Origin of the sequence: Streptomyces sp. NPDC045470 (genome assembly GCF_040646595.1) — a bacterium.
In the GTDB taxonomy this organism is placed as follows: Bacteria; Actinomycetota; Actinomycetes; order Streptomycetales; family Streptomycetaceae; genus Streptomyces.
Map to the genome: position 1 here is coordinate 27391 of NZ_JBEZAN010000006.1, position 11827 is coordinate 39217.

8 protein-coding genes are annotated in these 11827 nt (G+C 73.3%); all 8 read left to right on the forward strand.

All coding sequences use genetic code 11. The features are described from left to right. Positions 1 to 3: 3 nt before the first annotated feature. On the forward strand, positions 4 to 1119 hold the full coding sequence (locus AB0A97_RS19365; protein WP_361151174.1) for a hypothetical protein: 1116 nt from the start codon (positions 4 to 6) through the stop codon (positions 1117 to 1119). Continuing rightward, complete coding sequence (locus tag AB0A97_RS19370; protein ID WP_361151177.1) at positions 1116 to 2210, forward strand: hypothetical protein; 1095 nt, start codon at positions 1116 to 1118, stop codon at positions 2208 to 2210. Before AB0A97_RS19365 ends, AB0A97_RS19370 begins: the two co-directional genes overlap by 4 nt. After that, the gene (locus AB0A97_RS19375) at positions 2207 to 4288 is read left to right on the forward strand and encodes a hypothetical protein (protein WP_361151180.1); all 2082 of its coding nucleotides are present in this window, start codon (positions 2207 to 2209) and stop codon (positions 4286 to 4288) included. The genes AB0A97_RS19370 and AB0A97_RS19375 overlap by 4 nt, the downstream gene beginning before the upstream one ends. A gap of 125 nt (positions 4289 to 4413) precedes the next feature. Continuing rightward, positions 4414 to 5637: an arginine deiminase gene (locus AB0A97_RS19380; RefSeq protein WP_361151183.1), complete on the forward strand. Its 1224-nt coding sequence runs from the start codon at positions 4414 to 4416 to the stop codon at positions 5635 to 5637. 143 nt (positions 5638 to 5780) lie between these two features. Beyond that, positions 5781 to 6782, forward strand: coding sequence for an ornithine carbamoyltransferase (argF, locus tag AB0A97_RS19385; protein WP_361151186.1), 1002 nt, complete (start codon positions 5781 to 5783; stop codon positions 6780 to 6782). 238 nt (positions 6783 to 7020) lie between these two features. Continuing rightward, on the forward strand, positions 7021 to 8496 hold the full coding sequence (locus tag AB0A97_RS19390; RefSeq protein ID WP_361151189.1) for an amino acid permease: 1476 nt from the start codon (positions 7021 to 7023) through the stop codon (positions 8494 to 8496). Between the two features lie 198 nt (positions 8497 to 8694). Further along, positions 8695 to 9522 (forward strand): enoyl-CoA hydratase family protein, encoded by an 828-nt coding sequence (locus AB0A97_RS19395; RefSeq protein ID WP_361151192.1) that lies wholly within the window; start codon positions 8695 to 8697, stop codon positions 9520 to 9522. A gap of 2 nt (positions 9523 to 9524) precedes the next feature. After that, complete coding sequence (locus AB0A97_RS19400; protein ID WP_361151195.1) at positions 9525 to 11825, forward strand: bifunctional salicylyl-CoA 5-hydroxylase/oxidoreductase; 2301 nt, start codon at positions 9525 to 9527, stop codon at positions 11823 to 11825. The last annotated feature ends 2 nt before the right edge of the window (positions 11826 to 11827 follow it).

Genomic DNA, 11827 nt, shown 5'->3' on the forward strand with positions numbered 1-11827 from the left:
GTCATGGACGAGTGGGCGGACCGGCAGGACGCGCCGCGGGCGCCTGACCGCGGGCCGGACGGCGGCACCGAGCCCGAGGACGAGGTGCCCGTGGCGGCCGCCGCGCGGGGCGGCGGCCGCCCGGCCCGCGACCGCGTGGAACTGGCCTTCTTCACGGATGAAGGCTCGCTCGCCCGGCTCCCGGCGGCCTACTGGGGAGACCTGCCGCCCGGACAGCAGCGGCACGGGCTGCGCACCCGGCCGATGACCCTGGGCGAGGACTGGCGGGTGATGCAGTACCGCCTCGCGCACACCGTGCGCGGCGACCACCGGGCCCGCGACCGGCTGGAGGCGGAGGTGGGCGTCGGCCTCGCCGTGCGCCGGGCGTTCGGCGACGCCCCGTACCACCGGCTGTTCGCCCGGCTCGGCGGCTACCACCTGGACGTACGGGAGCCGTTCGTCTTCTACGAACCCGCGCGCGGGCGCCCGCTGGCGGCGCTCGCGGGCCGCACCACGGTCAAGGAGCAGGAGCGCATCCGCAGCGAACTGGTGCTGGCCGTACGGCTGCTGGAGGCCGTGGGTGTCGTGCACCGCGGGCTGACCCCGCACTCCGTACGGTGGGACGGCCGCCACGTCCGGCTGCCCGAGCCCGGTCTGGCCACCCGCGCCGGGCACCCCCGCGAGGCGCTGGGCGAGGCACCCTGGGCCTCGCCGGAGCAGCGTGCCGGGCACGGCGCAGCGGACCCGCGCGACGACCTGTGGAGCGTGGCCCAGATGATGTACCACCTGGTCACCGGCCGCGAAGGGGAGCCGGACGGGCCGCCGCGCGACCTGGCGCGGCTGCCCGCGCTCGGCGTGCTGTCCACCGCCTTCGCGCCCAGGGCGGCGGAGCGCGGTCACCCCGTCGAGGTGCTGCGGATGCTCAACCGGCAGGACCCGCTCCAGAGCCGCCCCCTGCCGGCCGACCCCCTGGAGCCGGGGCGCCGCGCCTTCGACGAAGAACTGGCGCGCAAAAGAACGGAGTTGAGACTGAACGGCGACCAGGAGGCGGCGGCGGGAAACGGCGCCCGGGCGCCGGGCCGCGGGCTGCGCGCCGCCCTGTTCGGCACCGGCCGTACGGGCACGGGAGGGCGCCGGTGAGCACGTGGGAAGAAGAGTCCGGCGCCCGGCGCGTGGTGTGTCCGCACTGCCTCGACACGATCCATTACGACAGGACGCGGCTGTTCGTGCGGGATCACGAGAACAACTTCGTCTCCCGTGACATCGAGAACGACGACAACGAGCTGCGTCGCGAGGACGCCCTGCGCGAGGCCTTCCAGGAGTGCTCCAACTCGGGCGGCATGCAGCGTCACTTCCTGCCTGCGCCCTACCTCCGCAACGGCGAACCCCTGACCGTGGCCCTGGTCGGCAGCTCGCGCGCCGGCAAGACCCATCTGCTCGCCTCGATGATCGGCGAGGTGGAGCGCGGCGCGCTGGACGCCCACGGCCTCAAGGCCACTGCGCTGCACACCGATTCGCACCGCTCCTACCTCGACGAGCGGGTGCTCAAGCTGCGGGCCGGCGAGCTGCTGGCGCACACCGAGCAGACGGACTTCGCCGAGTTCGCCGACGGGTTGCTGGTCAGCGGGGGCGGCACGGACCGACCCCGGCCCGTGGTCTTCTTCGACCTGTCGGGCGAGGACCTGGAACGCACCGGCCGGGTGACCCGGTTCCTCGCCGCCGTCGACGCGTTCCTCTTCGTGGTCGACCCGCTGCGCGCGCTGCCGCTGCCGTACCTGGACGCCGTACGCGAACGCACCAAGCAGCGCACCGACGACCTCGGCGACCGCTCGTTCGGCACCGTGCTGGACCGGTTGCCGCGCCACGGGCGGCCGTACGTGGACAAGGCGGCCGCGGTCGTCGTGGGCAAGAGCGACCTGATCCGCTTCGAGCCGGCCGTGGCGCGCTGGCTGACCGCACCCGAGAGCGCCCGGCCGACGGCCCGGGCCCTGCGCGAGGAGAGCCGTGACGTGTACGCCTTCCTGCGCCACCACGGCGGGCCCGCCTGGCTCAAACCGTTCAGCGACTGCGCGCGGTGCACCCTGCACTTCGCGTCGGCCACCGGCGGCCAGGAGGACGCGGGCGGCTTCCCCCAGGGCGTACGGCCGAGGCGGGTGCTCGCCCCGCTGCTGTCGATCTTCGCGATGTGCGGGCTCCTGCCGGGAGCCGATTCCCAGGAGGTGGGACTGTGAGCGGGACCGACGCGCCGGTGCACCAGATCGTCTTCCGCTGGGACGCGGACCTCGCCGTCGGCGGCGCGGGCGTCGGCCCGGTCGCCTGGTCGGGCAACCGGGACGGGCTGGGGCCCATCTACCGCAAGGTCGCCACGCTGCTGAGCGTGCCCGGCGACGGGGCCCGCGAGAGCCTGGCCCGGGTGGAGCTGCGGGGGGAGCGGGGAGCCGAGAGTTCGGTCCTGCTGATTCGCCGCATCCCCGGCCAGGATCACGGCGGCCGTCCCACCACCTGTTCCCACGCGCTGCTGGGCAGCCCGTCCGTGCTGACGCCCGGCCGCTGCCTGGGCCTGCACTCCTGGCGCTGGGAGGGCAGCGGCATCGACCTGCTGGAGGCCGAGGGGCGGTCCCTGGAGTGCGTACCGGCCCAGGCCCTGCGGGCGGCCACCGAGCGGGCGGCGCCGGAACTCACCGAGCGGGCCCGTCTGTTCGACGCGGAACTGACGACGGTGCTCGCCGGGCGCCTGCGCGAACCGCGGCAGCGGCTCTCCGTGCGGGACCACACCGGCGGTGACGGCCCGGTCCACGTTCTGTGGGCGTTGTGGAACCTGACCGGCCGGGCGCTGCCCGGCTGGTCGTTCGCCACCCACGACACCCGGGACGGCGGACCGTTCCGTTACGTCTTCGTCCCGCGCTGGCCCGTGTCGGCCACTCAGGACCAGCAGTTGACCCGCCTGGACCCCGCCCGTCCGGACCACGGTGACCCGGCCGGAGAGGCCGCCGCCGGGCTGGCCGAGCACTACATGGAGATCCGCCACGACCCCGGCGCGCTGCGCGAGACCCGTCGCGCCCTGGCCGAGCTGCACGTCTTCGAGAAGGAACGCCTCGACGAGCGGGTACGCCTGGTGCACGAGGCACTGAAGTGGCTCAGTCACGCCGGGGACCACCGCCGCACCCGCACCGGCCGGACGGCCGAGCCACGTGAACCGCTGTACGACCGGGCCCGGGAGGAGCAGCGGTACGACAGCGCGGCGTACGGCGGCCAGCCGTACGACGCCACGGTGTTCGACAACATGCGGCAGGATCAGGACCAGGAGAGGCCGACGCGCCGCCGCACACCGGACCAGGGCCGGGACCAGGACTGGGACAGGGATCGCGGTCAGGATCGGGATCAGGGTCAGGACCGGGACCGGGGCCGGGGCCGAGATCGCGGCCAGGACCGAGGCCACGATCGGGACCATGACCGCCAGGCGTATGAACGGTCCCGCGACGGAGGGGACGGCCGGTCCTACGACCCGCCCGCCTCACCGGCCGTCCGGGCCGACGCCGGGCTCGCCCGCGGGGTGAGCGCCCAGGTGCTCGACGACGTCCTGCGCCGCGACGGCACGGAGGCCGGGGAGTACCTGGCCAACAGTGCGGACCGGGTGCTCCTGGAGGTGCTCGGCGGCGGCCTCCCCGCCCAGCAGGCCGACCGCGTGGCCCGGGTGCTGATCCTCCGGGCTCCGCACCGCTCCGCCGCCGACGCCCACGAGCTCGGCGAACGGCTGCTCCGGGCCCGGCTGTTCCTCGGCCCGCACGGGGACCGCCGTGCCGAGTACCCGGTCACCGGGCCGGCCGACCAGGGGCGGGTGCACACCGCCGTGCGCCTGTACGACGGGCTGGTGCGTCCGTACGGCGACCAGGGCCAGATCCCTGCCCTGCTGCGCCAGGTCCTGCCGGACCTGTGGAACGGCGACCAAGGACTGGGCCGTGAGGCGCTGGGGCACCTGCTCGACGACGGCAGGCCCACCGGTTTCGGTGAGCAGGGCTGGCGGGCGCTGTTCGGGGCCGCGACACACACCGCCCCGGAGACGACGGCGGCCTCCTCGGTGCGGGAAGAGCCGCGGCGAGGCGTCCGCGGGTTCGCCGGCCGGAGCGCCGGACGCGGCCTCCGGTCCTGGGCGCCGCGCTCCCGCGGCGGCCGCGCGCCGGGCGGCGCACGGGACCCGGACCCGGACCGGGACGAGGCTCCGGCCGGCCGGATATGGGTCGGTGCGCTCCTCATGGTGGTGGCCGTAGCCGTGATCATGATCGCCGTCATCGCCCTGACGGGTTCCTAGGCGGCCTGCCCGCCCGGTACGCCCCGCGCCGGGGCCCGGACCACGGTCGTACGGCGGACGCGGAAACCCGTGGCGCGGCCGTTCCGTGACCCTCCGTCGGGGCCTTCAGCGGCGAAGATGGGGACATGGGATTCCATGTCGACTCCGAGGCCGGGCGGCTGCGCCGCGTCATCCTGCACCGCCCCGATCTGGAGCTGAAGCGACTCACCCCGACCAACAAGGACGCCCTGCTCTTCGACGACGTGCTGTGGGTGCGCCGGGCGCGTGCCGAGCACGACGCCTTCGCGGACATCCTCCGGGACCGGGGGGTCGAGGTGCACCTGTTCGCGGATCTGCTGGCCGAGACCCTTCAGGTTCCCGAGGCCCGGACGCTCGTCCTGGACCGGGTCTTCCACGAGAAGGAGTACGGACCGCTGGCCACCGACCACCTGCGGGCCGTCTTCGACGCGATGGCCGTCCCCGAGCTGGTGGAGGCGCTGGTCGGCGGGATGACCAAGCGGGAGTACCTGGCGGCGCACCCGGAGCCCACCTCGGTCCGCTTCCATGTGATGGACCTCGACGACTTCGTACTGCGCCCGCTGCCCAACCACCTCTTCACCCGCGACACCTCGGCGTGGGTCTACGACGGGGTGTCCATCAACGCCATGCGCTGGCCGGCCCGGCAGCGCGAGACCGTGCACTACGAGGCGATCTACCGGCACCACAAGCTGTTCCGCGGCGGCGGCTTCAACGTCTGGTCGGAGGGCCAGGCGGCCTATCCGTCGACCATCGAGGGCGGCGACGTGCTGGTGCTCGGCAACGGGGCCGTGCTGATCGGGATGAGCGAGCGGACCACCCCGCAGGCGGTCGAGATGCTGGCGCGCGGTCTGTTCGCGGCGGGGTCGGCCCGGACGATCGTGGCGCTGGACATGCCCAAGCGGCGGGCGTTCATGCACCTGGACACGGTCATGACTATGGTGGACGGTGGAACGTTCACGCAGTACGCGGGGCTGGGGATGCTGCGCTCCTACACGATCGAGCCGGGCGCCGGTGACCAGGAGCTGAAGGTCACCGACCACCCGCCGGAGCACATGCACCGGGCCATGGCGGCGGCGCTGGGCCTGGACGACATCCGGGTGCTGACCGCGACGCAGGACGTGCACGCGGCCGAGCGTGAGCAGTGGGACGACGGCTGCAACGTGCTGGCCGTCGAGCCGGGCGTGGTGGTGGCGTACGAGCGCAACGTCACCACCAACACCTTCCTGCGCAAGCGCGGCATCGAGGTCATTACCATTCCGGGCAGCGAGCTGGGGCGCGGCCGGGGCGGACCGCGCTGCATGAGCTGCCCGGTGGAACGCGACCCCGTGTAGGGGAGGAGCCGCCCGCGGCGGGGAAGAACAGCGGGAGGGTGCGGCGCCCTTACGGGCCGGGACCGGCGGCCTCCCTGTATAGGGATACGGACTGTCGTATACACTTCCAACGTCCCGATCGCCGCGACCTAGGAGCCCACCCCATGGCGACAGACCTCAAGGGCCGCCACTTCCTCAAGGAGCTGGACTTCGGCGCCGAGGAGTTCCACGGCCTCGTCGACCTGGCCGCCGAGCTGAAGGCCGCCAAGCGCGCGGGCGAGGAGGTCGCGCGCCTGCGGGGCCGCAACATCGCCCTGATCTTCGAGAAGACCTCCACCCGCACCCGCTGCGCCTTCGAGGTCGCCGCCGCGGACCAGGGCGCCTCGACCACCTATCTGGACCCCGCCGGGTCGCAGATCGGGCACAAGGAGTCGGTGCGGGACACCGCCCGGGTCCTCGGCCGGATGTTCGACGCCATCGAGTACCGGGGCAGCTCGCAGTCGGTCGTCGAGGAGCTGGCCGCGTACGCCGGCGTCCCGGTCTTCAACGGCCTGACCGACGAGTGGCACCCCACCCAGATGCTCGCCGACGTGCTCACGATCAAGGAGCACGTGCCCGGCCGCCCGCTGACCGAGGTCACCCTCGCCTACCTGGGCGACGCCCGCTACAACATGGGCAACTCCTACCTGATCACCGGCGCGCTGCTCGGCATGGACGTACGCATCGTCGCGCCCGAGGGCCTGTGGCCGGACGAGGAGGTCGTCACCCGGGCCAAGGAGCTGGCCGCGCACAGCGGTGCCCGCGTCACCATCACCGCGGACGTGACCGAGGGCGTGCGCGGCGCGGACTTCGTCGCGACCGACGTATGGGTCTCGATGGGTGAACCCAAGGAGGTCTGGGACGAGCGGATCGCGCTGCTCGGTGCCTACGCCGTCACGATGGACGTGCTGCGCGCCACCGGCAACCCGGACGTGAAGTTCCTGCACTGCCTGCCCGCCTTCCACGACCTGGGCACCGCCGTGGGCCGGGAGATCTTCGAGCGGCACGGTCTGACCTCCCTGGAGGTCACCGACGAGGTCTTCGAGTCGGCGCACTCCGTCGTCTTCGACGAGGCGGAGAACCGGCTGCACACGATCAAGGCGGTCCTGGTCGCCACCATGGCCTGAGAGCCGTCGCCACGGCCGCGCGGCCCGGCGTCGCGCGGCCCCGCGCGCCCGTATTGCATGGCTATACGGCCCCATGGGCGATCATGCAGGCATACGGGCTACCATCGAACGGACGCACGGGAACGGGCCCACCGGCCCCGGCCCCGCCCGGTACGCGGCCCACCCCGCCGCGCACCGCACCAGGCACCACGCACCAGGCACCACGCACCACGCTCCACCAGAGATGAGAACCACCCCCATGCCTCCGTCAGGTCCGTCCGGACTGCGCATCAAGTCCCCCGACGTCCTCGTCGCCGAATCCGGCGCGGATCTCGAAGGCCACGGCCTCAAGCGCACCATGGGGCTCTTCCAGCTCGTGTGCTTCGGCATCGGCGCCATCGTCGGCACCGGCATCTTCGTCGGCCTGTCCGACACCGTCGCCCGGTCCGGCCCCGCCGTCCTCGTCTCCTTCGTGCTCGCCGCCGTCACCTGCGTCTTCACCGCCTTCTCCTTCGCGGAGCTGGGCGGCGCGATCCCGGTGTCCGGCAGTTCCTACTCCTACGCGTACGCCACGCTCGGCGAGCGCACCGCGTTCCTCGTCGGCTGGTGCCTGCTGCTGGAGTACGGCGTCTCCGTCTCGGCCGTCGCCGTCGGCTGGGGGCAGTACCTGAACGAGCTGCTGAACAGCCTCGTCGGCTGGCAGCTGCCCGCCGCCCTGTCCAGCCCGCCCGGCGACGGCGGCATCGTCAACATCCCGGCCGTCGTGGTGATGCTGCTGGCCGCGGTGCTGCTGGTGCGCGGCATCCGCGAGAGCGCCCGTGCGACCGCCGCGATGGCCGTGCTGAAGCTGGGCGTCCTCGTCCTGTTCTGCGCCATCGCCTTCACGGCCTTCCAGGACGGCAACCTCACGCCGTTCGCCCCCGAGGGGATCGCCGGCGTCACCTCCGGCGCTTCGGTCGCCTTCTTCTCCTACATCGGCTTCGACGCGATCACCACGGCGGGCGAAGAGGTGAAGAACCCGCGCCGGAACATTCCCACCGCGATCATGATCTGCATCGGTCTGGTGACCGTCCTGTACTGCGTGGTCGCGCTCTCCGCCATCGGCGCGCTCTCCGCCGACGAGGTCGGCGACAAGCCCGCGGCCCTGTCACTCGTCGTCAACCAGGTCACCGGCTCCGCCGTCGGCGGGGGCGTCATCGCCTTCGGCGCGGTCGTCGCCATCGCCTCCGTCGTCCTGGCCGTCATGTACGGACAGACCCGCATCCTGATGTCGATGTCCCGTGACGGGCTCGTCCCGCGGGTCTTCGAACGGATCTCGCCGAAGACCTCCACCCCGGTGGCGGGCACCTGGATCGTGGCCGTGCTCTTCGCGGTACCGGCCGCGGTGGTCCCGCTGGACGTCGTCATGAATCTGACGACCATCGGCACGCTCGCCGTGATGGCCGTGGTCAACGTCAGCGTCATGGTGCTCCGCCGCACCCGCCCCGGCCTGCCGCGCCGCTTCCGGGTGCCGCTCTTCCCGCTCAGCCCGGTGCTGGGCATCGCCTTCTGCGGCTACCTGATCTACGGGACGGGTCCGGCGACCTGGCTCCAGTTCGCCGGGTTCCTGGTGGTCGGCGCGCTCGTCTACGCGCTGTACGGGCAGCGGAACTCCCGGCTGGGGCGGAGCGGTGCGGAACCCGCCGGCGACGGCCGGGAAACCGCCGCCGCGGGCCACCGCGGCACGGTCGGCTGACGGGAGCGCCGCACCACTGCGGCAGCCGGGCGAGCAGGCCCCGCAGCGCGCAGGCGCTCATTCCGCTTCCGCCGCGCCCGCCTCCGACGCCACTGGCCGGTTATCGCGCACTCGTGACGACAGTCACGTAACGGTGATAGCTTCGAAGCGCGATTGCGTGTCTGCACCAGCCGTCCGGCTGAAGGGGGCAGTTGCCCGATGAGCCCGTTCACAGGTTCCGCCCGTACCACCGACGCATGGCAGCACATCCGCGTGACCAGGGAAGACGGCATCGTCACCGTCACCCTCGCGCGCCCCGACAAGCTCAACGCGCTCACCTTTGAAGCCTATGCCGACCTGCGGGACCTGCTCACCGAGCTGTCCAGGGAACGGTCCGCGCGCGCCCTCGTCCTCGGCGGCGAAGGCCGCGGCTTCTGCTCCGGCGGCGACGTCGACGAGATCATCGGCGCCACGCTCGCCATGGACACCGCACAGTTGCTCGACTTCAACCGGATGACCGGCCAGGTCGTCCGGGCCGTACGGGAGTGCCCGTTCCCCGTGATCGCCGCGGTGCACGGGGTCGCGGCGGGCGCCGGTGCCGTGCTCGCCCTGGCCGCCGACTTCCGTGTCGCCGACCCCTCGGCCCGCTTCGCCTTCCTCTTCACCAAGGTCGGCCTCTCCGGCGGCGACATGGGCGCCGCCTACCTGCTGCCGCGCGTGGTCGGCCTCGGCCACGCGACCCGGCTGCTGATGCTCGGCGAACCGGTCCGCGCCCCCGAGGCCGAGCGCATCGGCCTGCTCAGCGAACTGGCCGAGGAGGGCCGCGCGGACACCGCCGCGCACCTCCTCGCCCAGCGGCTCGCCGAAGGGCCCGCGCTCGCCCACGCCCAGACCAAGGCGCTGCTCACCGCCGAACTGGACATGCCGCTGGGCGCCGCCGTCGAGATGGACGCCGCCACCCAGGCGCTGCTGATGAACAGCGCCGACTACGCCGAGTTCCACGCCGCCTTCACCGAGAAGCGGCCCCCGAAGTGGCAGGGGAAGTAGGGGTGGCCGCCCGGAAGGTGGCCGTCATCGGGGGCGGCCCGGGCGGCCTGTACGCCGCCGCCCTCCTCAAGCGCCTGGACCCGGACCGCGACATCACCGTCTGGGAGCGCAACGCCCCCGACGACACCTTCGGCTTCGGCGTCGTGCTGTCCGACGAGACCCTCGGCGGCATCGAACACGCCGACCCGCAGGTTCACCGCGCGCTCCAGCGCGAGTTCGTCCGCTGGGACGACATCGACATCGTGCACCGCGGGCACGCTCTGACCTCCGGCGGGCACGGCTTCGCCGCCCTCGGCCGCCGTACGCTGCTGCGCATCCTCCACGAGCGCTGCCGAGCCCTCGGCGTACGGCTGAACTTCCGTACCCAGGCCCCGCCCGCCGCCGAACTCGCCGCCACGCACGATCTGGTGATCGCGGCCGACGGCGTGCACAGCCTCACCCGCGCCGCCCACGCCGACGTCTTCCGGCCCCGCGTCACCACCCACCGCTGCCGCTACATCTGGCTCGCCGCCGACTTCGCCCTCGACGCGTTCCGCTTCGAGATCGCTGAGACCGAGCACGGCGTCGTCCAACTGCACGGCTACCCGTACGCCCGGGCGAGCGCCGAGCCCCCGTACGGCGCCAGCACCGTGATCGTCGAGCTGCGCGAGGAGGTCTGGCGCCGGGCCGGCCTGGACCGCTGCGACGAACGGGAGTCCGCCGAATGGTGCGCCAAGGTCTTCGCCGACGCGCTGAGCGGCCGCCCGCTGCGCTCCAACAACTCCGCCTGGACCGCGTTCCGTACCGTCGTCAACGAGCGCTGGTCGCACGGCCGTACGGTCCTGCTGGGTGACGCCGCGCACACGGCGCACTTCTCCATCGGCTCCGGCACCAAACTGGCCGTCGAGGACGCCCTGGCCCTGGCCGCCTGCCTGGAGGAGCACGCCGGTCTCCCCGAGGCGCTGGCCGCGTACGAGGCCGAGCGGCAACCGGTCGTCGCCTCCACCCAGCGGGCCGCCCGCGCCAGCCTCGCCTGGTTCGAGGAACTGGCGGAGTACGTCGGCCAGCCGCCCCGCCGGTTCGCCTTCAACCTGCTCACCCGCAGCCGCCGCGTCACCCACGACAACCTGCGGCTGCGCGACCCGGCCTTCGTCGCGGCGGTCGAGGAGGAGGCCGGCGTCCCGGACGGCACGCCGCCCATGTTCACCCCCTTCGAGCTGGGCGGCCTGACCCTGCGCAACCGGGTCGTCGTCTCCCCGATGGACATGTACTCCGCCGACGGCGACGGCACGCCGGGCGACTTCCATCTCGTCCACCTCGGCGCCCGCGCGCTCGGCGGCGCCGGACTGGTGATGACCGAGATGGTCTGCGTCAGCCCCGAGGGCCGCATCACGCCCGGCTGCACGGGCCTGTACGCACCGGAACACGAGACGGCCTGGCGCCGGGTCACCGACTTCGTGCACGCGCAGTCGCCCGGCACCGCCATCGGCGTCCAGCTCGGCCACTCCGGCCGCAAGGGCTCCACCCGCCTCATGTGGGACGGCATCGACCAGCCGCTGCCCGACGGCAACTGGCCGCTCGTGGCGCCCTCCGCGCTGCCGTACCGCCCCGGCGTCAACCAGATACCGCACGCCCTGACCGCACCCGAGTTGGCCGGCGTCCGCGAGCAGTTCGTACGGTCCGCACGCTCCGCCGCCCGCGCCGGCTTCGACCTCCTCGAACTGCACTGCGCCCACGGCTACCTGCTCTCCGGCTTCCTCTCCCCGCTCACCAACCGGCGCGCCGACGCGTACGGCGGCGACCTCACCGCCCGGCTGCGCTTCCCGCTGGAGGTCTTCGACGCGGTACGCGCCGTCTGGCCAGCCGAGCGGCCCATGACCGTACGGATCTCCGCCACCGACTGGGCCGAGGGCGGCACCACCGCCGAGGACTCGGTGGAGATCGCCCGCGCCTTCGCCGCCCACGGCGCCGCCGCCATCGACGTCTCGACCGGCCAGGTCGTCCCCGACGAGCAGCCCGAGTACGGCCGCTCCTACCAGGCCCCGTTCGCCGACCGCATCCGCAACCGCCTGGGCGTCCCGGTGATCGCGGTGGGCGCCGTCTCCTCCTGGGACGACGTCAATTCCCTGGTCCTGGCCGGCCGCGCCGATCTGTGCGCCTTGGCCCGCCCCCATCTGTACGACCCGCACTGGACCCTGCACGCGGCCGCCGAACAGGGCTACACCGGGCCGGGAGCGCCGTGGCCCCTGCCGTACCGCGCCGGCAGCCGCACCCCGCCCACCGGCCGTACGGACGCGCCGAAGCCGCGGCTGACGCTGGGGTGAGC

Bases quoted from the DNA above. Each gene is read 5' to 3' on its own strand.
- AB0A97_RS19365 (WP_361151174.1), top strand. From the start codon at position 4: ATGGACGAGTGGGCGGACCGGCAGGACGCGCCGCGGGCGCCTGACCGC.
- AB0A97_RS19395 (WP_361151192.1), top strand. From the start codon at position 8,695: ATGAGCCCGTTCACAGGTTCCGCCCGTACCACCGACGCATGGCAGCAC.
- argF (WP_361151186.1), top strand. From the start codon at position 5,781: ATGGCGACAGACCTCAAGGGCCGCCACTTCCTCAAGGAGCTGGACTTC.
- AB0A97_RS19390 (WP_361151189.1), top strand. From the start codon at position 7,021: ATGCCTCCGTCAGGTCCGTCCGGACTGCGCATCAAGTCCCCCGACGTC.
- AB0A97_RS19380 (WP_361151183.1), top strand. From the start codon at position 4,414: ATGGGATTCCATGTCGACTCCGAGGCCGGGCGGCTGCGCCGCGTCATC.